We start from the raw sequence: 26,969 nt of genomic DNA on the forward strand, positions 1-26,969 counted from the left end.
GGAACCGCTCACCGACCGCTGGTCGGCGAGAGGTAGTCGTCCGTGTCCCGGATGCTGGTGCAGAAGCCCTCGGGGATGCGCTTGCGCATGTACGAGGGCGCATGGCAGATCTCGGTCGACGGCACCTGGACCTTGACGGACCCGGTGCCCGCCCCGGCTGCGCCGCTGTCGGTGAGGCCGCAACCGGCCAGCACTCCCATGGCCAGCACGGCCGGGATGATGAGGAACGCGCGAGCGTTCATGATCCTGTTCCTTCCATGATGCGGTCCTCTGGAAGAGCACCGCTGGGCCCCACGGTAGGAAGGTCGCGCTTGCGCCGCATGACGAGGCCGGGCCATCTTCACTCGCGGCTCGGCGTAGTCAATTCGGGTCATCGCCGCGCGCACGGCCGCGGACTATCGTGAGGGTCATGCGGGATTGGTCCGCCCCGGCATTGCCGGCGGGTTGGACGACCTCCGGCCAGCCACCGTTCATCGCGCGACACGACGAGGTCGCGGCGCTCGATGCCGCGTGGGCCGACGCGCTCGCCGGCTCCGGCCGGGCGGTCTTCGTCAGCGGCGACGCCGGATCGGGCAAGTCACGGCTCGTCAGCGAGGTGTGCACGCGCTTCAGCGCGAACGGCGCCGCCGTGCTCACCGGCTCCTGCATCCAGGAGATCGGCGCCCCGTTCGAGCCGTTCGACGAGCCCCTGCGAGCAGTGCTGCCCGCCTTCGAAGCGGATGCCGCCGCGCCATCCGCTCTCGAATCGGTCGAGCTGATCGAACGCGTGCTCGAACGGAACGGGCAGGATGCCGCGGACCGGCCGATCGGCCAGGAGCGCGTGTTCGACGCAGTGGTCGAGGTGCTGCGGGCGGCGGCGGCGAGACGGCCGGTGGTGCTGGCGCTCGACGACCTGCACTGGGCGGGGCCGGCCGCCGTGCAGCTCCTCGGCCGCGTCGTCGCGGGCACCGCCGAAGCGCGGGTGCTCCTGCTCGGCACGCTTCGCAACGCTCCGCCTGACCGCTCGGAGACGCTCGCCGATTCCCTCGCTCCACTCGCGCGGCTGACCGGCGTGCAGCGCATCGAACTCGCGCCCTTCACGGTCGACGAGATCGCCGACTACGTCGTGGCCCGCGCCGGTCTCTCCCGCGAGCGCGCGCTCGATGCGGCCGGGGTGCTCAGCGAGCTCACGGGCGGCAATCCGTTCCTGCTGCGGGCGATGTGGCGACCGGTCGTCGAGGCCGAGCTGCACGGCGGCCGACGCGTCATCGAACTGCCCGACTCGGCCGGCGACCTGGTGCGGTCGCGTCTCACGCTGCTCGACCCGGCGCAGCGGTCGGTGCTCCGGCTCGCCGCCGTGCTCGGCCAGGAAGTCGACCTTGCGGAGATGATCGGCATCAGCGAGACGGCCGCCGACGTCACGCTGGAGGCGATGGATGCCGCGGCGCTCGCCGGCCTCATCGAGACGCCGCGCGAGGCCGGCGACCGGTACCGGTTCCCGCACGCCATCGCCCGGCAGGCGGTCATCGACCTGATCCCGAACGTCGAGCTGCTCCGCGCCCACGCCCGCATCGCGCAGGTGCTCGAGGCCGACTTCCCGGCGGCGCCACGGCTCATCCAGCGACTCGCGTTCCACTACACGGCCGCACGGGCCTTGGGCTTCGGCGACCGTGCCGTCACCTACCTCACCCGGGCGGCCGAGCTCGCCGAGGGCCGCTTCGCCTACGAGGACGCCGGACGCCTGTTCGAACGCGCGGCCGAGATCTCGCCCGATGCCGACGAGCAGGGCGAGCTGCTGCTGCGGGCGGCGGAGTGCTGGGACCTCGCCGCCGACACCGAGCGAGCGCGGGCGATCTGCGAGCAGGTGATCGGCAGCGGCACGCCGCGGCGGCGCCTTCGCGCGGCGATCAGGTTCGAGGATGCCTCCTGGCGGCCGGGCCTGCCCGGCCATCGTGCGCTCGACCTGCTCTCCGCCGCCATCGCGACGGTGCCGCCCGACGATCACGATCCGCTCTACATCGAAGCGCTCGGCTCGCTCGCCCGCGCCACCGCATACACCGGCGCCGTCGACGAGGGCGAGCGGATCGGCGACCGAGCGATCGCGCTGGCGCGCGCGTACGGCGATGCGCAGGTGCTCGCGGCGACCCTTCGTGCCACCTCGACGCTGACGCTGCGCCCTCAGGAGATCAGGAAGCGCCTCGACCGCGCGACCGAGCTGACCCGGCTGGTGAGACCGGTCGGCACGGAGTGGCTCGGCGCCGGAGCGATCTGGCGTGCGGGCATCTCGTACATCCTCGGCGAGCGCCCGGGCCTCGACGATGCAGAGCGCGATCTCGTCGAGGTGAACCGGCGCTGGGGCCGGCACTGGGAGTACTGGGATGCCTGCGTGCAGTTCGGGCGGGCGCTCATCGCCGGACGTCTCGATGACGCGGACGCCGCGGGCCGCCTCGCGCACCACCATGAGACCGCGTTCCGCGGCGATGGCACCTCGACGGCGAGCGCGGTGCAGAGCTACATGGTGCGCCGGGAGGCCGGCCGGATCGAACGGTTGCGGCCGCTCATCACCGGCGACGAGTCGCCCGCCGAGCGCTGGCCACCCGGTCTGCTCGCGATCTACACGGAGCTCGAGCTCCGGACCCCCGCCCAGCGCACGCTCGACTGGATGCTGGAGCGCACCGTGCCGGAGTCGGCCGATTCCGGCGACTGGCCGGCCCGACTCGCCTTCATGGCGGAGGCGGCGGTGCTGCTCGGCGACGCCGCCGCCGCCGAGCGCCTGCACCCCTGGCTCGAGGCGTACACCGGGCTCAACCTCATGTCGGGCATGTTCGTGGCCCTGTTCGGCGGGGCCGACTGCTACCTCGGCGAGATCGAATCCCTCTGCGGGTTCGGTGCTCCTGACGAACGCTTCGACGCCGCACTCGAACTCGCCGAGCGCAGCGGTGCCTCGCTCCATGTCGCCCGCGCACTCGCGGCCCACGCGGCGCACCTGCGCCATGCCGACCCCCGGTCGCCCGCGGCGAGCGCGCTCGCCCTCCGGGCGCGGGCGATCGCCGAGCCGGCGGGCCTGGTGAAGGTGCTGCGGTCGCTCGATACGGGCGCCGGGGCATCCGCTCAGTCAGGGCTGACCGCGCGCGAACGCGAGGTCATCGGACTCATCGCCGAGGGGCGCAGCAATCGCGACATCGCCGCGGCGCTCGTGATCAGCGAGCACACCGCGGCGAACCACGTGCGCAACATCCTGACGAAGATCGGTGCGGTCAACCGCACGCAGGCGGCGATGTTCGCGCGCGAGCACGGGCTCGCCGGCGACGGCGTCTAGGAGGTGTCCGACGGATGCCTCGTCCCGCGAGAGACGACCCCGGTCTCGTATGCCAGCACCACGGCCTGAATCCGATCCCGTAGGCCGAGCTTGCTCAGTATGCGCCCGACATGGGTCTTCACCGTGGTCTCGGACAGGAACAGCCGCGCCCCGATCTCCGCGTTCGAGTCGCCGCGTGCGAGGCCGAGGAAGACGTCCCGCTCCCGGTCGGTGAGCCTGCCCAAGACGGCGTCCGGGTCTCCGGTCGGAGCGGCGAGATGGTCGAGGAGGCGACGGGTCGTCGCCGGAGCGATGACGGCGTCGCCGTTGTCGACGTGCCGAATCGCGGCGATGATCTCCTCGCCGGGTGCATCTTTCAGAATGAAACCGCTCGCTCCGGCACCGATCGCATCGAACGCGTACTCGTCGAGGTCGAAGGTCGTGAGCACGAGCACCTTCGGAGGATCGTCCAGCTTCTGGATCTCACGCGTGGCCGCGATGCCGTCCATGACCGGCATGCGGATATCCATCACGACGACGTCGATCTGTTCGGTCTCGAGAACTCCGAGCGCCTCGCGGCCGTCACCGGCTTCTGCGACGACGTCCATGTCGGGTTGAGACCGAACCACCATCGTCAGTCCCTGTCGAAGGAGTTCTTGATCGTCGACGATCAGCAGGCGGATCAGGGCAGACTCCCGTCGTCGTAGGGGATGGTCGCGGTGAGGGTGAACCCCTCGCCCACGTGAGCGCGGGTCTCGAGCGAACCTCCGATGATCTGCAGTCGCTCTCTCATGCCTTCCAGCCCGGCGCCGCCCGGATCATCGTCGATGCGGGCGCCTGCGCCGGAGTCGTGGACGCGGATCACGAGACGGTCATCCTTCCAGTCGAGGCTGAGGCCGGCCTCCGGTGAGGGTCCTGCGTGCTTGAGCACGTTGGTCAGTGCTTCCTGCACGACACGATACGCGGCAAGGTCTGCTGCTGGGCGCAGCCGTCGTTGATCGCCTGATTCCTCGTCACTGAGTTCCACGCCCGCTGCCCGCACCTGGCTCACCAGCGCCGGCAGATCCGCCAAGCCCGGTTGGGGCACTCGCTCGGTGCCGATGTCCGACCTCAGAACGCCCAGCAGTCCGCGCATGTCCCGCAGGGATTCGCGCCCGATCCTCGAGATCGTGGCGAACGTCGCAGCAGTGGGCGCGGCCGGATCGGAGAGTCGGCCGCCTTCGGCTTGGCTCACCATGACCGCCAAGGAGTGGGAGACGATGTCGTGGAGTTCTCGGCTGATGCGATCCCGTTCGGCGCGAGCCGCCTCCGCACGCTCACGCGCCCGGTCGGCATCGGCCCGTTCCGCCTTCTCTCTCAGTTCCTCGAGATGGGCGTCTCGCACTCTGGCGAGCCTGCCCAGCGCCCACAGGCAGAGAATCGTCGCCGTGATGCCGAGCGTCAGCGCCGCGCGCCAGATGATGAGCTCGCCATCGTCGGATGGCCTGCCCCAGACCTGCGGGTTCCAGAGCCGAACCACGACGACGGCGGCCACGGCGAGCGCGACAGCCAGGCAGGCCCAGCTGGCGCGTGCGCTGAGCACGCGCGCCGCGGTGAACACGAGCACCCCGAAGACGAGGATGCTCGGCAACGCGAACGCCGGAAACGCGTTCCCCTCGGCATCCTGCAACGGAGGAAGCAGCGCGAGCACCATCGCCATCCCCGCGCCGACGCCGAACGCGAGCCGGGGCCAACGGCGCCGCAGCGCCGTCGCCGCATGCAGCACGAGTACCGCCACCCCCGCGAGAACCCGCCAGACGAGCGGGCTGTCGGAGAGCTGCAGCAGGCGCAACGACACGAGGCCGAGCGGGATCGCGTAGGCCGCCGCCACGATCAGATCGGTGAGCGCAGGATTCCTCCGGAACAGGCCGTCCCGCCGCCCGTCGGATCTGGGCCGCCCCGCGTCGACGATGGAGCTCATCCGCTCACCAGGCCTCGTGTGCTTGTGGATCGACGCAGCAGCTCCTGACCGGCCGTTCGCCGCTGGAGGTAGGCGAGCGCTGCGATCGCAAGCGCCGCGCCCCACACCGGGAAGAACATCTCAGGCAACCACGCTCCCGGCTCGTTCTCCGCCCCGGTCGCTCCGAACACCTCGCCTGCGAGCTTCTTCCGCACGTACATCAGGCCGGCCGACATGATCGGCAACGAGATGGCGATCGCGAGGGAGGCGGGGAGCCGTGGTGGAATCGCCCGCCCGCGCAGGAACGGCACCCAGCGCGGCCAGGCTTCGCCCCAGCGGCAGACGAGGCCGAGTGTCAGCACGGCTCCGAGGAGTGCGACGCCGCCGAGCCCGGCCCCGATGGGTGCTGCGTTGGCATCGTCGAGCTGCTGCATGAAACTCGGGCTGATACCGATCGGCACTCCGGCGAACCACCCGATTCGCGTGACCGCGTACCCGACGGGAACGATGACAGCAATGGCGGTGGCCCAACGGCCCACACGACGCGCGGTCGCGGCGCGCAACCTCGGTGCAGAGTCATCCGCCATCATCTCGCCTGCGCGATTCCGTGCCATCAGGCCGCGAATGCCGAGGGAGGCCAGGCTGGCACCGGCGATCATCAGAACCATTTGGTTGATGTTCGGCCAGATGAGCATTGTCGCCATGATATGCGGCTCGACCTTGCCGAGGAGGGCCGCGACGGCCATCACCGGCAAGTAGGCGGCGAACACGAGCACCCTGAAATCGGTGAGGACGACGGCCAGTGTCACCCCGACGAGCACCGAGACGGCCGCAGGAGTGCGAGCAGCCGGACGACGCGCCATCAGCACGACCAGCACCCCGACGAGCACGGCCGCCCCGGCGAGGATCCAGCCGCCCACCTGGCTCGGCACGGGATCCATCACCGAGGCACGCGGACCGGCCCCGCCGCCGGAGAACGGGTATCCGGATGCCCCAAGCCCCCATGCAGTGCCCGCCAGGAGGTAGCCGACGGACCACGCGGCCGAGATCCACCACGGTACGGACCGGAGGGGTCGGAACCTCCTCGACGCGGCTCCGCCGTTCCGCTCCTCGGATGAGCGATGCTCCATGGGCTTACTTCACCCTCACCGGCAGCAGTGCCGCGGCCAGAAGCGCCGGGCCTCCGATGAGCGACCACAGTCCGGGTCCGGCCGGCGAGAGGATGATCTCGGGGTGCACTCGCAGCACGTTGACGGCCATCAGGCACAGGAGCACGCCCACGACCGCGATGATCACGCGCGTGACGCGTCCGATTCCGCGACGCGAGTAGCGCCATGCGACGACGGCGATCACCCAGAGCACGAGGCTGACCCCGACCCCGAAGATCAGGAACAGCGGCCACGAGGCATCCGGGTCCGCCGCGAAGCCGCCGGCGTTGGTCACCGTGTGAGCCGCGCCCAAGCCGACCAGAGCGAGGGCGCCAATGGCGCCCAGCAGACGGCGGGAACGGAAGAAGCGGATAGTCGGGATGTTCGGGGTGTCCGTGCGAGTGCGTGTCGATGTGTCCATGCCTTCAGGCTGACCCGGCCACCGCTGTTCGACCATCCTCCGCTGGTATCGGCGCCTTCCTCCTCGCGAACGAGATGTGGTTCTTCAGCGCCGGGGAGCCATCTGCGTCGACATGTCCGCTGCGACGAAGGAGTGATCCGCCGACTCGGGTGGCTAGCTCACCGCGGCGAGGTTGCCGGTCGGCATCATGCGTCCGTCGACCTCGGTGATGACATCGGCGGGCATGCCGGCGCGCACGGCCGCCGCCCGGATCGCCTCCATCGACGCCGCCTCGTAGAGGCAGTAGCTCTTGCGCCGGTCGACCGACAGGAAGGAGTAGAGCCACCGCACGTCCTCCTCATCGTTGATGAGGTTGATGTCGGCGGCGGCCTCGAGCGGCACCGGAACGACTTCGGCGTAGTTGCGCTCGATGATGAAGTACGGCATCGGCGTTCCCCCTTTGCGCGTGTGGGGCACAGGCTACTCCTGATGCGCCGCGGCGGCCTTCGTTGGGTGCTCGGTTGCGGGTGCTCGGTTTGGGGTGCTCGGTTGCGGGTGCTCGGTTGCGTGTGCTCGGTTCAGCCGCCGCCGTCTCCCCCGCCGCCGCCGTCGAAGCCGCCACCACCGTCGAAGCCACCACCTGCGTCGAAGCCACCGCCGTCCCCCGCGCCGCCGTACACGGCCCCGCTGTTGTCGCTGCCCGCGAGATACCCGCCGCCCCAGCCCTTGGTGTCGTTCATCATCGGCACGCCGAAGCGGGAGTCCTCGCCGCGCTGCAGCAGCCCGCCGCCGACGCGGATCGGCTGCACGAGTTCTGCGGCGATGATCGCGAGGCAGGACGCGAGGCGCTCGGCCGAGAGCGGCACCGTCGAGCGGTACCAGGCCGGCACGGTACCCGACGAGGCAGCGACCTCGGCGAAGCGGCGAATCACGGATGCCTCGTCGAACAGCACCGCCCACGGCAGCAGCAGTTCGCCCGCCGCGACCGACTCGAACTCAGCCGTCGCGACGGCCTCGCGCAACTGGTTCGACCGCGCCCGCAGCTGCAACCCGGCATCGTTCAACGGGGTCAAGCGCGGCAGGAGCACCCGCAGCCCGAGCGCCACCGCCCCGATCACGATCGCGCTCCAGGCGACCGACTTCGAGGGATCGTCGGGCAGGCCGAGGCTCCCGAACCCGAGCACCACGCCCACGAGGCCGCCGAACGTCGCCAACCGGAACCGAGCGGACGGGCGCCGCTCGCGATACCAGTCGGCCGCGTCGCGGAAGCCGTCGCGCGTGACCGCACGCAGCGACGCGTTGTCCTTCACGACCCGGTCGACATCCACGCTCGCGCCGCGCGTGAGCGATCGCGACCCGCCGACGAGCCCTGGCGAGAGCATCGCCATCACCGTGCCGTCGGCGCCCTCGTTCTCGACGTCGTCGCGGGCCGCCAGCGGATACTCGCCGTCGACCGCCAAGCGGATGTCCTTCGCACGGCCCCGCTCCCCCTCCGGCAGGTCGAGGGCCTCACGGATGTCGCGGCGATCCTGGATCGCGATGACCCCGTTGACCGCGAGCAGCACGACCGTCGCCGGCAGCCACCGCATCGAGGACTCCCCCGACACGAACCCGACCGGCAAGACCCCCGCAGTCTCAGGGTCGACGGTGGCGAGCGCGGTGCCCGGCTCGGGCTTGCGCAGCCACGCGACGGTGAGCGACCCGACGCAGACCGCCGCGGTCAGCGACGCGGCGAGCGCGATGAGCGGCAAGATGGCCGCACCGAGGCCGGTGCTCGCGGATGCCGCGAGCAGGTTGCTGTCAGCGCCGGTCTCCGCCAGGTCGACAATGACCTGGTGCAGTGCCGGGACGAAGAAGTGCTTCATGGGTGGAGGGTACTCCTGGGGCAGACGTTCGGGCAGTGGGTGCGGGTCGGGTTGGTCGGGTTGCAGGCACGTCTCGATCGGTGTCGAGGGCGCCGGGGTAGAGGTCGTCGAGGAGCTGCAACGCGATGTTCCGCAGTAATTCCCGAGCTCTCGCTGCACGGCCTCGTCGCTAGCCGAGCCGACTCCAGATCACGGCGAGCCGATCCGCCTCTGCGTCGACCGCGTCGACCACCATCGGGTGCCAGTGCGCCGGGTACTCGCCCTCTCGCCCTCTCGCCACGCGCCGCGACCGCGGCCGTAGTGCGCGACGGCCAGGTAGCGCAGCAGCGCTGAGGTCCGCCCTGTCGATCGAGTAGCCCCTATGCGGTTGAGAAGACGTCCTTCATCGCGCAGCAGTGCAGTTTGCTTTTCCCGCGCAGCGGCTTCCTTGAGAGTTCTCCATGTGCTTGAGAGTTCTCTATGTGAGGGGCACGCGGTGTTTGGTCGGCCGACAGCAGACTAAGCGCGTATAGCGTTCGAGAGTGCCGCCCAAGACTAAGATCGCTCCCCCCGGAACCGTCTGCGTTCCCGACGCCAGAAAGCTCGGAACCCCTGCGCCCCACGCCATCCTGGCTCCGGCCGACGATCTACCGCTCCAGACCGTCCATCGCTGGCTCACCCAGCCGGGCCGTGGGACTACGCAAAAACTCACCAACGCAGTGGATGATGCGGTGCGTAACGTGCTCGACGGCGCCCGCACGCGTCGATTCGACCTAACTTCACCTGAGGTGGATAGAGACGAACGAACGACCGTCGGAACAAAGCTCCAGTATTACGTGCTAGAGGAGTTGGAGCTTCCGAAGGTCCCCCCGCTCGACACGCTTGTCCTCGACGTTGCAGTAGAGATCAAGACCACCGTGAGCAAATCGGTCATGGTGCCGCCGGAAGGCCAGTGCGAAGTGACGCTGATGATTCAAATCGATGCGAACCGCCAGCAGTTCGCATCGTGGCTCATGCGCACGCACCGGTCCTGGCTTGGCGGTCCGGCGAAGCCAGGTCAACGCGACTCGAAGCGTTCGCCGTTCGTCGATGCAGTGCGCTTGTATGCCCTTCCTGTGGTTCCGTGGACTCCACTTCCCCCCGAGCCGCTGCGCCTCCTCCGGCCCGACGAAGTCGCCGCCGTGTTGCCGCGGAAGGTGTCCAGGACACGCGGAGAAGGCCTCGCTTCACGTCTCACAGCGCTTTTCGGCTACCTACCGGAAGTCGTGATCCCGCGAAAGTCGATCCTCACGGTCGGCGCTGGCTTGGACGACCCGCTTCGCCGCGCACGGGAGACCAAGGAGCGCACGTGGGACGCTCACCAGCTAATCGTCCTGGTGGGGAAGTGGACGTATCAGAAGGAGCTTGCAGCAAGGCTGGGCTTGGATATCTCCGGCGCCGCGTGGGTGGCTGTCACGCCCGAGCGCTTCACGAAGTACGGTGAGAGCATTCCCACCCTGACGGAGCTGACGGAGCTGACGGAGCGCTACGGAAAGGTAACGGACAGGTAGGCGAAAGCCGTGAACCGTTGGAAGAGCCTGCAGTGGACCCGGGGCGTAGCCGGATGGCACAGCAGTGCAGCCTCCCGCCGTTCGTGCTGTGCTCTGTGATGTCGGTGAGCCGGATCTGGTTCGGTGCGCCGACTCAGAAGACCAGGTGCGGGTCGAACGCCGCCGGACCTGCCTTCTCTGCCTGAGGACCTGTTTCGGATTCGACGTGGTCGCGGGTTTCCTGCTCGTACGCGGAAGCTCTCGACGCTCGTGGAGCATCACATAGACGAGGCCGTTGTCTCAGGAATTCGACCTTGCCAAGTTCGTCACTTCCGGGGTCGCGGTAAGGGCCTGTAGACCGAGTCTTGCTAGCAGGAAGTAGATCATGCTCACCTCGCCCGCGGCAGGCCGACAAGCGCCAACACTCAGAGCTGGGGAGAAATTTTCAACACGACGTGCACCGTGATAGCGGTTCTATTCAGCTAACGCGACTGCGGAACCTATTCATATAGTCGTGCCGCTCGTGATTCTCCTGACCGGTGAAACCCTTGAATTCGCCGAGGCGATACTTGGTTCCGTTGGCCGTTACCTGCTGCTCGAGCTCGAAGTCTTGCGCGAGTAGTGCAAGTCGGCGCTCTACGGAGGCGTGACTACCCTCGGTGAGCGCGTCGACCAGTCGATCCATGCTGACAAACCCCTCCGCCCCAGCAAGGGCCCGGTAAACGGGATCGTGTACGTCCGTGCCATCGACGACCTCACGCGCAACCCCGTCATGTTCGAGTGCGGAGCGAATCGCGCGACCGACGGCCTCCGCAACAGGAGGAGGGAAGGCGTTGCCGATCTGTCGATACTGCGAAGTCTTGCGGCCAGCGAACTCCCACTCGTCCTCAGCCCGCCAGCCTTGGAGGCGGGCAACCATCTCGACGGTCAACCTCGGCAACCGCTCAGCGGGGTGCGGGGCGTCCACGTCAGGAGCACTATCGGCTACTCCCTTTCCGTCCACACCAAGCGCCTCCCAGGCTCGCTTGGCACGGGTCGGCCCGAGATCGGCACCGCCGTGCTTCTTGCTCCCCCCGACCAGGGTCGGCCCGATTCCATTCGCGAGCTTCACCCAGTCGTCGACGTGCTTCCAACCGTTTGCTGCCATCAAGTCGCGCAAGACCTCGCCGACGGATACTCGTTCGGCGGCAGGCTCAGGCCAGCGGAAGTAGGCGAAGTCTTCCGGCCGCATCGCAACAAGCACGAATCGAGGCCGGAGCTGCGCGACCCCAAAATCCGCAGCATGAAGCAGCCGCCAGTCCGCGACGTAGCCGAGCTGTGTGAGCCGATCGAGCACGCGCTGCCGGTATCCGGAGAATCGATTGCTCGATAGTCCACGCACGTTCTCGAGCATGAGCGCGCGCGGCTTGACGACGGAGACCTGTTCGACAGCCCATGCGAACAAATCACGCTCGTCGGAAGATCCGAGCTGCTTCCCCGCGATTGAGAACGGCGGGCACGGCACACCTCCGGCGAGCAGGTCGATGCCCGTGTAGTCGGCCGGAGTCCACACATCTGCATTCGCAACATCGCCAACTGCGACCGTTCCGCCCGTGTTGAGACGCAACGTCTCCGCCGCGGTCGGGTCGAGCTCCACCGCGAGCGCGTGTTCGAAGCCGGCCTTATGAAGGCCGAGGGCCTGCCCCCCTGCTCCTGCACAGATCTCTACAACTCGCAGACTTGTCACGGCTGCCTCCCTGGAAATTGACGTCGGATGGAAGACTGGCTCTTATGAATCATCGCGCCTCTTCCGTCATCTGAACGGGTGCGCAGCCCGTGTCTCTTCGAGAGCATCCTGGACCAGCGCCCAGCGCGTCGACCTCTGGTCGATCGCGCAACATGCGCGCTATCAAGCGTACCGATACGCAGCCCGAGCGAGAGATTCGCTCCGAGATCCACCGCCGCGGGCTGAGATACCGCAAGGACTTCCGGATCCGGATCGGCGGCGCGTTCGCCCGACCTGATGTCGTGTTCACCCGTCGAAAGATCGCGGTCTTCGTCGACGGATGCTTCTGGCACTCGTGCCCGCTCCACGGCAAGCTTCCATCGGTCAATACGAGCTACTGGGCACCGAAGCTTGCACGCACGCAGGCACGTGACGGCGTCGCCAACGAGCTGCTCGCCACTGCCGGCTGGCAAGTGGTAAGGGTCTGGGAACATGCGTCTCTTTCCTCTGCCGCCGACATCATCGAACATGTGTTCGATGATAGACGTCGAGTCGGGCAAGGTGGTCCCGATTCCCCAACCGATCTGATCACTGTCGGTTGAAGCTCCGACACAGCACGAGTCACCTCTACATAGAGCCATCAGCTCAGGGTTCCGCGAGTCGCTACCACCGAAGACGGCGAGACGATTCCGTGCATGATCGGATTCACACGCGAACGTACGCCCGGCCCCGGTCCGGCCACCGTCATCGGTTAAGACTGGATACGCCAGCCGAGCGCCCGCCCAGTCCAGGATCACGCCCAATGCCAACGAGCAGCTGGAGCTGCGCTTCCGTGACCTCATCGGCAGCTGAAATCAGGCCACCCCTAGTCCGCGGGGCAATACTGCTCACCCGCGGTGTCAGATGTGGATGAGCTCGATCGGTCGCGTGAGCAATCCTGGCAAACGGGTCCGTTGTGCCAATATCCGCTGTCTCCGAGGGACATCGCGGAGTGCTGCCCTCACTCGATGAGAGTCAAGAGCTTCGCTCGCTCGGCCGCGGGTAGCGACCTGAGCCCGTTCCACGCTCGGTCGAGCGGCGTCGTCGCTCGAGCGCCCTTCGCCGCCCATCGCTTGATTCGCCGCAGGTCGTCCGGATCCAGATCCTCAACAAGCGCGCGAACCTCAGGCACGCTATAGGCCCGTGTAGATGCCCCCGAGCGACATCTCTTGCACTCGGTCACGAGGACCTGCTCATGGGTGCGGTCAGCCCGCTCGATGGAGCGCCGACTGACGGCAAGCACCGCAGTCTCGGATGGCCGATCTGGATATGCCTCGCCGCCGGCAATGCCGCATGAGACACACTGGTATCCATTTGCGGCAAAGACCCCATCGCGTACCTTGTTGCTGATCGCCCCAGAATCGCGATCCGCCGCGCGTCGCTGTTCTGCATCCCATACGTCAACGCCGCGCCGGGTGAAACGCTGTTCCTCCGGCAAGAGCATCACGTCTGTCGAACTGGTGTCCAAGATCCAGCCGTACTCGCGGAGATCGCGCGCGCGGCGATCAGCCTGAGCAACACCCGGAAAGGCAGCGCGGAGCTGTTCTTTCGTGAACGTGTTGCCCTCGCCAATTTCCTGCACGAGCCACAGCGCTGCGCGGACCATCGTCCCGCCCTTGAACTGGGGGTCATCCCACCTCGGTTCAGGCATAATCCGCTCCTGTCATACCGCCGTGCCAGACTCATCACAGACTAAGGTCCGCATGAGAAGCATAGGAGGGGTAGTGGCACAAGCTATTGGCTCACCGCCGCAGGGAGATAAGGTCCGCGAAATCGTTAGCGAGCGGCTTCGGACTGCTCAGGAGGAGAATGGTGAGAAGCTCACCATTGAGTGGCGCGGCTCGCCCTCCCACCGGCATGTGATTGCGATGCCGATCGAGCTCCTTCTGTTTAATCCTGACACCCACCGGATCCGAGCCCAGCGCACCCTGGATCCCATAAGGGATGCGAAGCTCGGCGCGGACCCTTGGAGCGAGGAGGGGCAGGAGTATCTCGACTTCCTGTTGAAGACTCAGCCTTCGTCCCCGGGGAAGACCGATCCCGAGTTTGAGGCACTCCGCGACAGCCTCGACGACTTCGGACAACAGCAGCCTGGACTCATCACGCCGGACGGCATTCTCGTCAACGGCAATACACGCTGCGCTGCCCTTCGAGAGCTTGGCCACCGCCACATCCGCGTAGCTGTCCTCCCGGAGGATACGACCCCGGCGGATGTCAGCACGGTCGAACTTGCGCTCCAGCTCCGACGTGAGAACAAGCGCGACTACTCCTACATCAATCAACTCATCGCGATCGAAGAGCAGCTTTCCTTCGGCCAACGGCCAGACCAGATCGCACGGGAGTTTCACATCCGACTCAAGACTCTGGAGCAAGACCGGTGGGTCTACGCACTGATCCAGGAGGCGATCGCTCGGAGCAAGTCCGGCGACGGGGCTACGCTACGCTTGGTGGATTTTGAGGATCACCAGGAGAAGCTGCGCGAGCTCTACCGCTCGTACACCTCGGAGGCGACGACGAATCGTGACGCCGCTGAGGCGCTGAAGGAGTCACGACTTGCCCTCATCATGCTGGGCTTTTCGAAGACCGACGTCCGTCTCGCCAAGCCGGACTTCTTCGAGAAGTACCTGAAGCCGAAGCTCACGGATGCTCCATCCGTCTTTCAAGAGCCTGCCGTGTCATCGACGGTAGCCATACCGGGGCTGACCGTCGCCGTTGCGGATGACGCGCCCGAGGTCAAACGCGCTCGCGAGGTCACCAACGATGTATTGCGGGCTCGCTCGGCTACGAGCCTGGGCACGACTGCCGATACGTTGAAGCAAGACGAGTCAGCGAACCTACTTCATTCGCTTCGCGAATCCGCAGACAATGCGCTGATGCTTGCCGGTCGCGATGAGAGGCTTCGCCAACGCAAGGTGGCAGCTGCCGACAGGCTGTCAGATGCATCGGATGCCATCGGTCTCGCGGCTTCCGATGTCGCCCAGGCCTTGGCAACCAAGTCGGTCGACGAGGATTCGATCGATGAAGCGCTCGTCACTCTTCGGCATTCACTTCTTGCGCTCGCCCGGCAGGTTGAACGCGCTATTACGGGCCCCGGGGAAGGCACGAGATGGCTTACCGAACTGGACCAGGGCACGGTGTGAGCAGCGACTCCAGCCTCCACATTTCGTTCGCGGCCACAGCAACGCGGGTCAGACTCGCTGCTGCAACTCACTTCGAAGAGGAGCTGAGGCGACTCGTTCCTAGGTTCCGGACGGTGGTACAGCCAACGCCAGGTCTCGCTGAGCTTGACCTAGATGACTTCCTTACCAACTTGCTCGTCTTGGCTTCGTGGAGCGACCCGGGCTCAGTGAGCTGGGACATTGATATCCAGCAGCTCGCCGAGTCCTCAGTTCGCGACGCCAACCGCGCCGCCACTCTTCTGGATGACCAATCCGGGGGCGCCACGGTCGACGATTTGGACGCCACCCTCGGCGGTAATTGGTGCGGTGAACTTACGGACTTCCAGCGCCGCGATCTCAAAAAGCTCTTGGCGCTCGGGCACGGCGCGAATTTTTCGGTGCCAGGTGCCGGAAAGACGCGCGTCGCGCTTGGGGTCTACGCGGCCTCGAAAGCAACGAAGACCGTAGAGCGTCTCCTCGTCGTTGGTCCGAAGTCTTGCTACGACGCCTGGCGCGAGGAGACTGAAGATTGCTTTTCAACGCCACCGAGAGTTGCGGTGCTCGACGGGGTGATTCCTCTCAGCACCGAAATCCTTCTTGTCAACTACGAGCGTCTCGACGGATCGCTCGGGCTGCTGTCGTCGTGGATGACCGCTCGTCCCACCATGCTGGTCCTCGACGAGGCCCACCGCATGAAACTCGGAGCTCAGGGTACGTACGGAAGCGCCTGCCTTTCGATTGGCCCTCGCGCGCGTCGTCGACTCATACTTACAGGTACTCCTGCACCCAACGGTGTTCGTGACCTCGAGAACCTGATGGGATTCGTATGGCCCGGCCACGGCCGACAGTCCGTCACGCGAGCTGTGGCCGGCGGCAACCTCCGCCAAGCCAGTTCGGCGCTGCGACCGCTCTTCACACGTACTACGAAACATGAACTCGGACTGCCACCGCAGATTCCACTGATTCGACGCCTCGAGCTTCCGCCGCTTCACCGCGAAATTTACGACGCACTAGTGAACCAGATGTCGCCGCGAGCGCGAACCTCTCAGCGCGACTTGGAAGCGCTGGGGAAAGTGCTGATGTACCTGTTGATGGCTGCAACGAGCCCGGCGCTACTATCTGTCGGGGGGACACGTTACGAACCGCTCGCCTACCGTGTTCCCCCCCTACAGATACCTGAGAACGCTCCTTTATTCGAACTCATGCGAGATCTGCCCACGTACGAGCTGTCACCGAAGTACGCGGAGACACTCAGCATCGTTGCCGAAAATGCGCGACAAGGTCGTAAGACATTGGTCTGGTCGACCTTTGTTCGCTCGCTTACGACACTCCATCGGTTGCTCGCGCCATACAACCCCGCACTGGTTCATGGTGGGACTCCAGATCGCGAGGAAGAGATTCGTCGATTCCGCGCGGATCCCGACTGCATGGTACTGCTCTCGAACCCTGCGACGCTTGGCGAAGGCATCAGTCTCCATCACGAATGCAACGATGCCGTCTACGTTGACCGTGACTTTGCTGCGGGTCGCTTCCTACAGTCGCTCGATCGAATCCATCGGCTCGGGCTTCCTGAAGGAGCGACGACGCGTGTGACAGTCCTGGCTTCTGAGGGAACCATCGATGAGGTGGTTGAGCAGCGGCTGGACCTCAAACTCCGATTCATGGGGCAGATCCTCGACGACGCTAATGTCGAGCAACTCGGTGACCTAGACGAAGAGCCGAGCGTTGCCGGCGGCCTCGATGCGGCCGACGTGAGCGCAATGTTGGGGCACCTGCATGTCGATCCCTCCTGAGCCGATCATCAGAGGCGCCCTACGGTGGCTCGAGCTCATTCCGACTACCGGCGTTCATCGTGCGCGTGCATTGTTTCTGTCATCGAAGGAGTACGCGGACCTTACTCCAACGCAATACTCTGAGTCGCTGGGTTGGGTGGAACGGGCCGGTCTCCTGGAGGCCGCACCGTTGGCAAGGACTCCCGACATCCTCTTCGAGGCGGTCATCCTCGGCGGCGCTCCCCCATGGCTTCCCGATGCTGACCTTCTCGTGCAGGATCCTGCCGAGATTCCTGAGGACGCGCTTTCTGCTGCCGAAGCACTCGGAGTCGGACCCACCGCGGCTCTCGCATGCATCCACCGCGCGTGGGGCAAGGTTGATACAGAGTCCCGCCGCGAGGTGGGTGACGCTGGTGAGCTCGAGGTTCTGCGGCACCTGTCCACGCGTCCCGGCGTGACGGTCGATCACGTAGCGGGGTGGTCTGACGCGTTTGGGTATGACATTGCAGTCCTGGATGGCTTCCGCTCGTGTCATCTCGAGGTGAAGGCGACCACTCGCGAGAACCGACTATCGCTCTACCTATCCCGGAACGAGTTTGAGACGATGCGGGCAGATCCGTCGTGGAGTCTCGCGATGGTGGTGCTCAATCGGGCTCGACAGCTCGCAAAGGTCTATTCGATCGATCGAGCTTGGATTCAAATGGCGGCGCCCGCCGATACCCCGGGCGGCGGGCGATGGTCGTCCGCACGGTTCGACATCCCAGAAGGTGCCTCCAGCCCAGGGATCCCCGCCCTTGCGCCGTTCATCGACAGCCAGAGCTCGCCGCTACTGACCGGCTCGAATTAGCGCGTGATGTCGCCGTCCTGCGATGCTCCCCCACGCGACGCCCATCACCGCACCGTGGGTTGGCGATACGTGCGAGTCCGCTCCAGTCACCCGCATGCAGAATTCACGGATGCCGCGACATATTCACGGATGCCGCGACATCCGGTCGGGTCAGTCGAAGATGCCGTCGAGGATGCTCCCGATGACCAGGCCGCCGAGGATGCCGCCCATCATGTCGCCACCCCACTGTCCGCGGTCCTGCGGTCGCGACGAGTCGATGTCGCGCGCGCGAGCTGCAGCGCCCCGGCCGCGAGGTGCGCCACACGCCGGGCCATCACCATCGCCGGCTCGCGGTGATCTTCGCCGATGACGGTGACGGTCGCCGCCGGCCTGCCCGGGCAGCGGTCTAGGTCAACCCGCACGCGCTCGGATTCGGCGAGCCGGGTGCGGGCGCCGGCGCCGCTCCAGCCGCGGTGGCAGGCGATAACGTCGTGGGCGACGGCGAGGTGACGGTCGGCGTCGTCGATGGCGTGGTGCACATGCTCGAGCGGCGGGATCGGGCGCGCAGCGCGCTCGCGGGCCGCAGCGATCGCGGCATCCAGCCCCGAGTTCGCGTCGCGGAGGCTACTGAGCTGCGCGAAGAGGTCGGTTTTGACGCCGGCCGCCGGGAGGGCGGCAAGAGCAGCTGCAGCGAGGCGATCGCGGCCGTGACGCCGGCCGTCTGGTACGCGACATAGCGCGCATGCACCGCCGGCCGACGTCCGTTCAGGCATCGCTCGCGGCTCCTGTGTCATTGGTCGAAGTTCGCCCGGCCCTGCAAGCGAGACGTGTGGATGTCGTGCCGCGCCAGCTGCATGGATTCGCCCGCCAGCGATGCGACACGCCTGGCCATCGCGATCACCTGCTCTCGATGATCCTGGTCCGTCACCGTCATCGTCGTCACGGATCCGCCCAGGAAGTGGCCGAGATCGATCCTGATGCGCTCGGACTCGGCCAGTCGTGTACGGGCCGTAGGGCCGATCCAGCCCGGGTGGGCGGCGAGCGCATCACGAGCGATGTCGAGCTGTCGGTCTGCGTCTTTGATCGCGTGGTGCAGGTGGTCCACCAGCGGAATCAGATCTGTCGCGCGCTCGCGGGCGGCCGTGATGGCGGCATCCAACACCGTGCGAGCCTCGCGCAGTCGGCTCAGGTGGGCGAACGGGTCGGTGTTGACGCCGGTCGGCGGGAGGGCCGCGAGGGCTGCCTGCAGCTCGCCGATCGCATCCGCGACGCGACGGGATGGGGGCTCTTCGAGCGCCGCGGCGAGGTCCCGACGGGACTCGTCGACGATCGCAGCCAGCGCGGACTCCGCTCGCAACGCCTCGACCTCGAGGCTCTCCACCGCATCGAGGAGAGCTGCTGCTCGGCGCACCGATTCGACGGATGCCTCGAGCGCGACGCTGGCCTGCTCGCGCTCTCCGGCCGACCGCTGCCGCTCGGCCACACGCAGGCTGTGCTCGGCGAATCCGAGCAACTGATCGGCCTCCGCAGGGTTGGCCTCTACCTGGCCCAGCGCCTCGGGCGCATAGCGGGCGGCAAGCCGTTCGACGGTGTCGCCGGCGACGGGGATGCGTGCGCGCAGGCTCGCGACATCCCCTCGCACGCCGGCGATGATCTCGGGGGCATGCCGCGCCCGCCGCATCCGGTCGGTGAGCGCGGAGATGTGCTCGTCGAGCACGTCGTCGACCCATCCGCACAGCTCCACGATGCGCAGGTAACGGGTGCGCACCTCGTCGGCGGTGCCGGGAACCGCATCGTGATTGAGCCGGTTCAAACGGAACGCCTCACTCAGGCGTCTGCGCACCGCGACGAGCGCCTCGCTCAGTTGTGTGGTGGCGTCGGCCCCCAGCTCGGCCTCAGCGAAGGCGAGCTCGTCGGCGGCGAAGCGGATGCGGTCGTCTGTGGCGACAAGGACCTGTCCAGCCTGCTTCGCCAAATCGGCGTCGTGGACCTCGAGATGTTGCGCAGGGCGTCTGCGCCCGACCCGGAACCCGGCCATGCTCCATCGTAAGTTCGCCGCTCAGAGCACGCTAGGGAGCACGGGAATCACGCATGCCATGACCTGGCTTGGCTCGTGCCCGGCACGCGCCAGGCGGCATCCGTATTAGTCGAACATCCCGTCGAGGATGCTCCCGATGACCAGCCCGCCGAGGATCCCGCCCATCACATCCGACGAGCCGCCGCCGCGGCGACCGCCGCCCCAGCCGTCGCCGCCCCACTGCCCACGATCCTGCGGTCGCGAAGAGTCGATGTCGCGCTGCGCGAGCTGCAGCGCCTCTGCCGCGAGGTGCGCGACGCGCCGTGCCATCAGCATCGCCTGCTCGCGATGGTCCTCATCGATGACGCTGACGGTCGCAGCGGGCGTGCCGAGGAAGCGGTCGAGGTCGACCCGCACACGCTCCGACTCGGCCAGGCGAGTGCGGGCGTCGGCGCCGATCCAGCCGCGGTGGCCGGCGATGACGTCGCGGGCGACCGCGAGCTGCCGGTCAGCGTCGTCGATGGCGTGGTGCACGTGTTCGAGCGGCGGGATCGGGCGCGCGGCGCGCTCACGGGCCGCCGCGATCGCGGCATCCAGCCCGCTGTTCGCGTCACGAAGGCTACTGAGCTGCGCGAACGGATCGGTGTTGACGCCCGCCGCAGGGAGGGCGGCGAGCGCACCTTGAAGTGAGGCGATCGCGGCCGTCACGCCGGCTGTCTGCGGCTCCTTGAGCGCGACGACGACGTCGCCGCGGGAATCCTCGACGATCGCCGCCAACGTCGACTCGGCGCGCAGCGCCTCGACCTCGAAGGTCTCCACTGCGTCGAGCAGGGTCGCCGCCCGGCGCACCGATTCCGTCGAAGCCTCGAGCGCGAGGTTGGCCTGCTCGCGCTGCCCGGCCTCACGCCGGCGCTCGGCCACGCCGGCACTGTGCTCGGCGAATCCGAGCAGCTGCTCGGCCTGGGCGGGGTTGGCCTCCACCTGGGCGAGCGCCTCGGGCGCGTAGCGGGCGGCGAGCCGTTCGTTGGTCTCGCGGGCCTGCGGGATGCGGGTGCGGAGGCGCGCGGCATCCGCTCGCACGCCGGCGATGATCTCGGGAGCCCGACGCGCTCGCGCGATCTTGTCGGCGAGGGTCGACATGTGCTCGTCGAGCACGTCTTCGGCCCAGTCGCAGAGCTGTACGATGCGCGCGTTGCGCTGCCGCAGCTCTTCGGCGGTGTCGGGGACCTCGTCGTGGTTCAGCTGGTTCAGCCGGAACGCCTCGCCCAGGTGCTCCTTCACCGCGGCGAGCGCCGTGCTCAGCTCCGCGGTCGCCTCGTGGCCGAGCTCGGCATCGGCGAAGGCGAGCTCGTCGGCGGTGACGCGCACTCGCTCGTCGGCGGCGACCAGGGCGGTGCCCGCCCGCTGCGCCAGGACGGCATCCTGAGCGTCGAGTTCTTGCTCTTCACGCTTTCGCTTGCCCCAGAATCCGGCCATGCCATTGATCCTAGGCGTGGCGCTGGTCGGCACACCGGACGGGAGGCCTAAATCAGGCGGCGACGATCGGGCCCACCGCTGTTTCGTTACCGGACGCGACAGACCACCGCTGTCAAGCTGTTCGTTGGAACCTGCTGTCGGCGGTGCACGATATGAAAAGTGCTATGTCAAACGATGCTCGCGCCGACGCGCTTGGCCTACCAAGGTCACCTTGGATGGTTGCTCTCGAGGCAACTTCCGCGGCAGGTTGCGTGCTGTTCTATTCGTTGCTGATCACCAGCGCCTTTACCGGTTCCACCGCACGAGCCGTCGACCTTCTCGCTTCGTTCGGGAGCGCGTTGCTTTCGGCATCCGGTTGGGTGCTGCCAGCGTTGCTCGGTGTCATCATCGCTCTGTACGCCGGAATCTGGGTCCAGACGCGGCTCGGTAACGAAGTGGAGGAAGTTCAGCGACAGCGCGTCGAGCTTGGGGCGGCATCGGAAGTGGTGGCTGGCGTTGCTCTCATCTGGACGGGTTTCTGCGCGATCGGCGCCGTCACCCTCGGCGAGGGCATCGGAGAGTTCAGCGGATCGGCGGTGCTGGCATCGTTCATGCTTCTCTTGGCATCGCGTATCGGCCGGTTTGCGACGGGCACGCTCGGGTTCCAGGAGAAAGTCGCCCGCCGCGAATGGAAGCGAGCACGGGCGGCGCGGCGCACATTCCGGGGTGTGCGTCGCCGCCCGATTCTGGGCTCAGCTCTCGTCGTCGTCTTGACTCTCGCCCTCCCCCCGGTCGCAATCACGTGGATTTCGCTCGGATGGCTTCCCGAGTACCCGGAATTGGGTCGGCTCCTTGTCGCTCTCGGCTTGATGCTGCTCGTACTTGCGTGCGCGACGGCCGTCGCATCGGGAATGCTACGCAGTGTCGGCATGCCCCGATTCATCCGGCCCGTTCTGTGGCTTGTCCTCCTTGCACCGTGCATCGTGCTCGGGTACTTGGCGGCTGGCTTCCTCGAGTCGATGGACGGCACTGCCATGACGATCGGGGGCATCATCACCTGCTGGTCCGGATGGTTGTTGGCGTCGACATGGCCGCGTATGAGCCGGCGCTACCCTGCGCTCTCCGGTGTCAGCATCGACGGCGCCCTCGACCAATTCGCGCTGCGAGCTACAGAACGCGCTGAAAGAAAGGCTCACTCCCGACTTCAGCGGCTCGAATCTGGACGTTCCGAAAGCAAACGTCCCAAGCCAGTAGTCGCCTGAGTGCCGCGGTGGCAACCGCGTCTTATCCTTCGATGTCGCGCGAGGCGGCTCGAGCGGGTGTGCAGCGTTGGAGATCCGCTCCACGACCATCAGGCATCCGTCAGCACCGTGATGGTCGCAACTTGGCACGACGTTGGCCGTTCATTTCCTTCGTTTCTTGCGTTTTGTTCGTTTTGTGTGAGAATTGGACTGCGCTTGGGGGCACCGAGGGCGACCTGGGGGGTGAGGTGCTGTCATGAACACTGCTGCAGTCGCACCGGATCGACGGCGGAAACCCATCAGTCCTGCGCACTCGTCCGAAATCGCGGAGCTCGCCCGGTTCGTGGAACGCGAACCGGCAGGTACTCCCCGACTCGTGGGCCCAGACAACGCCGCCGTCGAACTGCCAGAGGAGATCTACCGAGTCCTCACCATGGTCGTCGAGGAGATGCGCGCCGGCAACGCTGTAAGCGTCGTTCCAATCTCGCAACGTATTAGCACCCAAGAGGCCGCTGAGCTGCTCGGCATCAGCAGGCCGACTCTGATCCGTTTGCTCGATGCCGGTGAAATCCCTTACGACAAGCCAAGTCGGCATCGCCGACTGCAGCTCGCCGATGTTCTCACCTACCGTGAGAGATCGCACGCAGGTACTCGCTCTGCACTCGATCTGCTGACCGCGGAGGCAAGCTCGCTCGGACTCTATGAGGATGAAGCGTCCCAGTACACCGAGGCACTGCGCGCCGCGAAGCGCAGTTCGAGCGGTGCAGACTGAGGATGGCACTGTACTCGGCGGTGCTGGATGCCTGCGTGATCGTGCCCGTCTCAATCTGCGACACACATCTCCGACTCGCCGAACGTCTGCTGTTTCGCCCGATGTGGAGCGCTCACATCCTTATAGAAGCGAGGCACGCGGTCCTCCGCGTTCACCCCGAATTGGATCCGGCTGCAATCGACCGACGCTTTCACCTGATGAACGAATCTTTCCCCGATGCCGAAGTAAGGCAGTACGAACGACTCATCGACGGCATCGACCTCCCGGACCCTGGTGATCGGCATGTGCTTGCCGCCGCGATCCGAGCCGGTGCTAATGCCGTGATCACAGCCAACCTTCGCGACTTCCCCTCCGAAGTCGCGAACCAGTACGGAATCGACGTCATTGGGCCGGACGACTTCCTGCTCGACCAGCTTGATATGGCGAGCAGCCACGTGATCGAAACAATCCGCGAGCAGGCGGACGCCACGAAGCATCCACCACTCAGCCTCGACGATCTGCTCGTCAAACTCGCGCGAGCTGGCGTGCCGCAGTTCGCCGATGAGGTCGCTAGGCGACTCTGATCAACGACGAGAAGGAGCGATGCGCGGGGAGAAAGAAACCCGACCCCTCTCCCCGCGGGCTCCCCCATCGCACCTCGGCGTACGAAGCCGAACCGTCCCCCGATGGTCGACCGCACTGAACGATCAGGTTGCGATGGAGTCACGCGCCCCTCTGTCGCGTGTTCGTCACGCTACGGCCGGGAGCGCCGCGAGGCAACGCGAAGATTTCAGATGATGAACTGCGGATGCCTCGGGCGTGAGCCGCGGCATCCGTCGCCGTCGATTCAGGCGCCCGAACCGCCGAGGCGATCGGCGCCGAGCTGCAGCGAGAGGTTCGACGCGACGGCTTGCAGACGTTGCACGAGGGCCGGATCGGCCTGATGAGCGAGCTCGACCGGCAGCGACACGGCGAGCGATGCGGTGATGCCGTCTGCGCTCACCGGCACGGCGATGCACGTGTATCCGATCGCGTACTCCTCGCGGTCGACGACGCTCTCGCGCGAACGCGCGAGCTGGTCGAGCAGCACGCGCCGGTCGCTGATCGTGTGCTGTGTGAGCTCGGCGAGCGGATGCCGCGACACGTAGTCGAGCCGTTCCGCCTCGGGCAGCACGGCGAGGATCTGCTTGCCGAGCGCCGTCGCGTGCGCGCTGCTGTGCAGCCCGACCCAGAGCTCGACCCGAGGGTTGTGCTCTGCGTCGACGATGTCGACGAGGTGCACCTCGCCGTCTTCGAATCGCGAGAGGTACGCGGTGGCGCCGAGCTCTTCAGTGACCCCGCGCAGCGCGGTGCGCACCCGCGAGAGGAACACGCCGTGCGCGGCATCCGCTGTGACGAACGCCGGGAAGCGAGTGCCGAGCAGCAGACCGTCGGGTTCGCGGGCGAGGTAGCCCTCGTGCACGAGGGTGCGAACCAGGTTGTAGGTCGTGCCGGGGGTGAGGCCACTGGCCGCGACGAGCGCCTTCACGGGCATGGGCCGCGGTTCGTTCGCGACGATGTCGACCAGCCTCAGCGCGCGCTGCACCGAGCCGATCAGAGTCGGGTCCGTGTCGCGGGCGTCGGGTGACGGCATCGGTGCTCCCCCTGCGCCCATGGTAGACCTGCGGCCGCCACGCTTGGTATGGCGGGGTTCTCGACCATCGCATCGCCGAGCTCGGCCATGACACTGTCGGAGCCGTCGTTCGATCGGCGCGAAGATGGGCGAGATGGCGGAAGCGAGCGGCGGCTGACGTTGCTGCCACGCGCTCACGACACGAGACCACCAACGAGAGGAACCCGTACATATGGAAACCGCACCGATGCTCGCCTGGACGTTGCAGACTGAGATCCCTGTGCCTGCAGATGTGACCGCGCTGCTCGTCGAAGGCGAACAGGCTGTTGCTTCGTTCAAGACGTTCCGCGACTCGGCGACGTTCACCACCAAGCGTCTGATCGTGCGCGACGCGCAGGGCATCACGGGCAAGAAGATCGAGATCTACTCGCTGCCGTACAGCTCGATCAACATGTGGTCCACCGAGAACGCCGGTGGACTGCTCGACCGGGACGCCGAGGTCGAGCTCTGGACCAGGGCGGGCCACATCAAAGTGAAGCTGACGAAGGGTGCCGACGTTCGTCGCATCGACAGTCTGCTCGCTTGGGCCGTTCTCCAGCGCTGAGCCAGTCTGGAGCCGGCACGCGGGCGCCAGACAACTCCACTGCACACGAATGCCAGTTCCCCCTCAGCGAATGAGGGGGAACTGGCATTCGAGATGCAGAACTCTGCCCTGCGATGAATCGAGTGGTCGAACCTTCACGGTGCAACGAAGCCGCGCCGGGCTACAACGCGCCGAGCACCTCGCGTGCGTACCGGTACTTCTCGGCGAGGCGCACCTGCACGTCGTAGTCGAGGCGGCGCACGCGCCACGGGGCGGTGTTGTCGTCGAGGTCGGCGACCTTCACACGGCGGGCAACGGGGTGGCCGCCGATGCGGGCGTAGTACACGTCGTCCGCGACATCCGGAGTGCGGGTCAGCAGCTGCACGATCTCGACGACCTCGGGCTGCACACCCGCCTCGAGCAGGTTCTGAGCGGTGACCGAAGTGTCTTCGAGCACGTCGTGCAGCCATGCCGCCGCGACGAGCACCGGCTCGGCGACCGGGTCGAAACGCTCGGCCACGCGGCCCGGGTGGTCGATGTACTCGGCGCCGACCTGGTCGAGCTGGCCGCGGTGCGCGGCGAACGCGATGCCCTTCGCGAGCGCCACCTGCGCGGCGGCGTCGACGTCCTGCCCCGGGTGGAGCGCGGGAGCGACCGGTGCGAGCGGAGCGATGGGCCCGGTCACCGATGTGGGCATCTGGGTGACGTTGGCGGGCATCGCGGATGCCCCGGGCTCGACCTGCTCGAACCTGTTCGTACCGATCACTGCGTCGTACTCCTCGATCATCTGTTCGTCATCGTCATCATCGTCATCTTCGGCGGTCGCGGTGGCAAGCGGCGAGGGAGGGTCCAGGGTCGGCACGGCCGGCGGCTCCGGCGACGGCGCAGGTTCGGCCGCGAGCACAGGCTCCGGCATCGCCTCGACGATCTCCGGCTCGGGCTCGGGCTCGGGCTCGGGCTCGGGCTCGGGCGACAGTTCCGGAGCGAGCGCCGGCATCGGTTCCGGCGCCGCCTCGACGAACTCCGCGAACGCGAGCACCGGCACCGGGTAGGGCAGTTCGATGACCTCCGTCGGCTCACCCTCGGCGAGCGCGAGGTCAGCGGCGAGCGCGAAGTCGTCGTCGACCGTCTCGAAGTCCGCGGGTGCAGGGGCATCCGTCACCGGCGCGACATGCACCGGCACCGGAGCAGCCGCCGGCTCCGCGACATCCGCAGGCGGCACGACCGCCAGCGCAGCCAACTCGGCCTCGGCGAGCGGGTCGCGCCCGAGCACGGGGCGCACGAAGTCGAGCTCGGCCTGCAGCTCGGCCATCTCGCGGGCGTTGAGCTCGAGCAGCGACCGGGCGTTGCCCTCGCCGCGGCGCATGAAGTAGTCCTCGTCGACCTCGGTCAGCTTGTCGCCGTCGCTCGTCGTGAAGTAGCGGATGCGACCGGCATCGGTCACCGGAATGATGACCTCGACGAACTCGCCGCTCGGCTCCTCGCTGCAGAGGTAGTAGCGCTGCACATCGCGCGGTGACGGATGCCTCCCCCAGTCCGGTGCCGGAAGGCGTCGCGGGCGAAGCGTGCCGCCGGTGTCGGCGCTGCGGCGACCGGCGCGTGGTGCGAGCTCGCCAGCGGACGTGCCGAACCCGAACACGGGCTGGTCGTCTGGGTGGGTCGTCACTCGGGCT

The 26,969-nt window shown here is 67.0% G+C and carries 24 protein-coding genes; 10 read left to right on the top strand and 14 right to left on the bottom strand.

Features of this window, described 5'->3' with window-relative positions:
- Positions 1-8: 8 nt before the first annotated feature.
- Entirely contained in the window at positions 9-242 is a 234-nt protein-coding gene (locus ASE14_RS08815) for a hypothetical protein (protein ID WP_056653654.1), read from the bottom strand.
- A 167-nt stretch (positions 243-409) separates the two neighbouring features.
- Between ASE14_RS08815 and ASE14_RS08820 the strand changes: the two genes are divergently transcribed.
- A complete protein-coding gene (locus ASE14_RS08820) occupies positions 410-3,298 on the top strand; it encodes a helix-turn-helix transcriptional regulator (protein ID WP_082600361.1) in 2,889 nt (962 codons plus the stop codon).
- Here the strand turns inward: ASE14_RS08820 and ASE14_RS08825 are convergent.
- The 6 genes from ASE14_RS08825 to ASE14_RS20965 form a co-directional block, all read right to left on the bottom strand.
- Complete coding sequence (locus ASE14_RS08825) at positions 3,295-3,963, bottom strand: response regulator transcription factor (RefSeq protein ID WP_255356092.1); 669 nt, start codon at positions 3,961-3,963, stop codon at positions 3,295-3,297. The genes ASE14_RS08820 and ASE14_RS08825 overlap by 4 nt on opposite strands.
- The gene (locus ASE14_RS08830; protein WP_162257718.1) at positions 3,960-4,970 is read right to left on the bottom strand and encodes a sensor histidine kinase; all 1,011 of its coding nucleotides are present in this window, start codon (positions 4,968-4,970) and stop codon (positions 3,960-3,962) included. Before ASE14_RS08830 ends, ASE14_RS08825 begins: the two co-directional genes overlap by 4 nt.
- 263 nt (positions 4,971-5,233) lie before the next feature.
- Entirely contained in the window at positions 5,234-6,160 is a 927-nt protein-coding gene (locus ASE14_RS08835) for a hypothetical protein (protein ID WP_157372891.1), read from the bottom strand.
- Positions 6,161-6,350: 190 nt separating this feature from the next.
- Complete coding sequence (locus ASE14_RS08840) at positions 6,351-6,785, bottom strand: hypothetical protein (protein WP_056653667.1); 435 nt, start codon at positions 6,783-6,785, stop codon at positions 6,351-6,353.
- 153 nt (positions 6,786-6,938) lie between these two features.
- Positions 6,939-7,211, bottom strand: a complete 273-nt coding sequence (locus tag ASE14_RS08845) for a DUF4242 domain-containing protein (RefSeq protein WP_056653670.1) — start codon at positions 7,209-7,211, stop codon at positions 6,939-6,941.
- Positions 7,212-7,342: 131 nt separating this feature from the next.
- Positions 7,343-8,629, bottom strand: coding sequence for a hypothetical protein (locus tag ASE14_RS20965; RefSeq protein WP_056653671.1), 1,287 nt, complete (start codon positions 8,627-8,629; stop codon positions 7,343-7,345).
- Positions 8,630-9,150: 521 nt separating this feature from the next.
- Between ASE14_RS20965 and ASE14_RS08855 the strand changes: the two genes are divergently transcribed.
- Positions 9,151-10,158: a NaeI family type II restriction endonuclease gene (locus ASE14_RS08855; protein WP_157372892.1), complete on the top strand. Its 1,008-nt coding sequence runs from the start codon at positions 9,151-9,153 to the stop codon at positions 10,156-10,158.
- A 457-nt stretch (positions 10,159-10,615) separates the two neighbouring features.
- Here the strand turns inward: ASE14_RS08855 and ASE14_RS08860 are convergent, their stop codons facing one another.
- Positions 10,616-11,863 carry a DNA cytosine methyltransferase gene (locus ASE14_RS08860; protein ID WP_157372893.1) on the bottom strand — a complete coding sequence of 416 codons (1,248 nt, stop codon included), beginning with the start codon at positions 11,861-11,863 and terminating at the stop codon, positions 10,616-10,618.
- A gap of 89 nt (positions 11,864-11,952) precedes the next feature.
- On the opposite strand from ASE14_RS08860, the gene ASE14_RS20020 reads away from it, so the two are divergent.
- Positions 11,953-12,444, top strand: a complete 492-nt coding sequence (locus ASE14_RS20020) for a very short patch repair endonuclease (protein WP_082600364.1) — start codon at positions 11,953-11,955, stop codon at positions 12,442-12,444.
- A 398-nt stretch (positions 12,445-12,842) separates the two neighbouring features.
- On the opposite strand, the gene ASE14_RS20025 is transcribed toward ASE14_RS20020, so the two are convergent.
- Complete coding sequence (locus ASE14_RS20025; protein ID WP_200953297.1) at positions 12,843-13,487, bottom strand: hypothetical protein; 645 nt, start codon at positions 13,485-13,487, stop codon at positions 12,843-12,845.
- A gap of 118 nt (positions 13,488-13,605) precedes the next feature.
- Between ASE14_RS20025 and ASE14_RS08865 the strand changes: the two genes are divergently transcribed.
- The 3 genes from ASE14_RS08865 (at position 13,606) to ASE14_RS20030 (ending at position 17,658) form a co-directional block, all read left to right on the top strand.
- On the top strand, positions 13,606-15,021 hold the full coding sequence (locus ASE14_RS08865; protein WP_056653680.1) for a hypothetical protein: 1,416 nt from the start codon (positions 13,606-13,608) through the stop codon (positions 15,019-15,021).
- Positions 15,022-15,227: 206 nt separating this feature from the next.
- Positions 15,228-16,832, top strand: coding sequence for a DEAD/DEAH box helicase (locus ASE14_RS08870; protein ID WP_235511148.1), 1,605 nt, complete (start codon positions 15,228-15,230; stop codon positions 16,830-16,832).
- Complete coding sequence (locus tag ASE14_RS20030; protein WP_082600372.1) at positions 16,816-17,658, top strand: protein NO VEIN domain-containing protein; 843 nt, start codon at positions 16,816-16,818, stop codon at positions 17,656-17,658. The genes ASE14_RS08870 and ASE14_RS20030 overlap by 17 nt, the downstream gene beginning before the upstream one ends.
- 209 nt (positions 17,659-17,867) lie before the next feature.
- Here the strand turns inward: ASE14_RS20030 and ASE14_RS20035 are convergent, their stop codons facing one another.
- The 3 genes from ASE14_RS20035 to ASE14_RS08890 all read right to left on the bottom strand — a co-directional run bounded on the left by ASE14_RS20035 (position 17,868) and on the right by ASE14_RS08890 (position 21,130).
- Positions 17,868-18,410, bottom strand: coding sequence for a hypothetical protein (locus ASE14_RS20035; RefSeq protein WP_235511150.1), 543 nt, complete (start codon positions 18,408-18,410; stop codon positions 17,868-17,870).
- A 17-nt stretch (positions 18,411-18,427) separates the two neighbouring features.
- On the bottom strand, positions 18,428-19,675 hold the full coding sequence (locus ASE14_RS08885) for a hypothetical protein (protein ID WP_157372895.1): 1,248 nt from the start codon (positions 19,673-19,675) through the stop codon (positions 18,428-18,430).
- A gap of 105 nt (positions 19,676-19,780) precedes the next feature.
- Positions 19,781-21,130, bottom strand: coding sequence for a hypothetical protein (locus ASE14_RS08890; RefSeq protein WP_056653694.1), 1,350 nt, complete (start codon positions 21,128-21,130; stop codon positions 19,781-19,783).
- Between the two features lie 215 nt (positions 21,131-21,345).
- Between ASE14_RS08890 and ASE14_RS08895 the strand changes: the two genes are divergently transcribed.
- From ASE14_RS08895 to ASE14_RS08905, 3 genes are all read left to right on the top strand, one after another.
- Complete coding sequence (locus ASE14_RS08895) at positions 21,346-22,371, top strand: hypothetical protein (RefSeq protein WP_157372896.1); 1,026 nt, start codon at positions 21,346-21,348, stop codon at positions 22,369-22,371.
- A 235-nt stretch (positions 22,372-22,606) separates the two neighbouring features.
- On the top strand, positions 22,607-23,122 hold the full coding sequence (locus ASE14_RS08900; RefSeq protein ID WP_082600374.1) for a helix-turn-helix domain-containing protein: 516 nt from the start codon (positions 22,607-22,609) through the stop codon (positions 23,120-23,122).
- Between the two features lie 2 nt (positions 23,123-23,124).
- Positions 23,125-23,685, top strand: a complete 561-nt coding sequence (locus tag ASE14_RS08905; RefSeq protein WP_056653703.1) for a PIN domain-containing protein — start codon at positions 23,125-23,127, stop codon at positions 23,683-23,685.
- A 263-nt stretch (positions 23,686-23,948) separates the two neighbouring features.
- Here the strand turns inward: ASE14_RS08905 and ASE14_RS08910 are convergent, their stop codons facing one another.
- Positions 23,949-24,734 carry an IclR family transcriptional regulator gene (locus tag ASE14_RS08910; RefSeq protein WP_056653706.1) on the bottom strand — a complete coding sequence of 262 codons (786 nt, stop codon included), beginning with the start codon at positions 24,732-24,734 and terminating at the stop codon, positions 23,949-23,951.
- A 211-nt stretch (positions 24,735-24,945) separates the two neighbouring features.
- Between ASE14_RS08910 and ASE14_RS08915 the strand changes: the two genes are divergently transcribed.
- Entirely contained in the window at positions 24,946-25,317 is a 372-nt protein-coding gene (locus ASE14_RS08915) for a PH domain-containing protein (protein WP_056653708.1), read from the top strand.
- Positions 25,318-25,477: 160 nt separating this feature from the next.
- On the opposite strand, the gene ASE14_RS21180 is transcribed toward ASE14_RS08915, so the two are convergent.
- Entirely contained in the window at positions 25,478-26,962 is a 1,485-nt protein-coding gene (locus ASE14_RS21180) for a hypothetical protein (RefSeq protein WP_235511152.1), read from the bottom strand.
- Positions 26,963-26,969 lie beyond the last annotated feature (7 nt).

The organism is Agromyces sp. Root81, from assembly GCF_001429165.1.
GTDB lineage: Bacteria > Actinomycetota > Actinomycetes > Actinomycetales > Microbacteriaceae > Agromyces.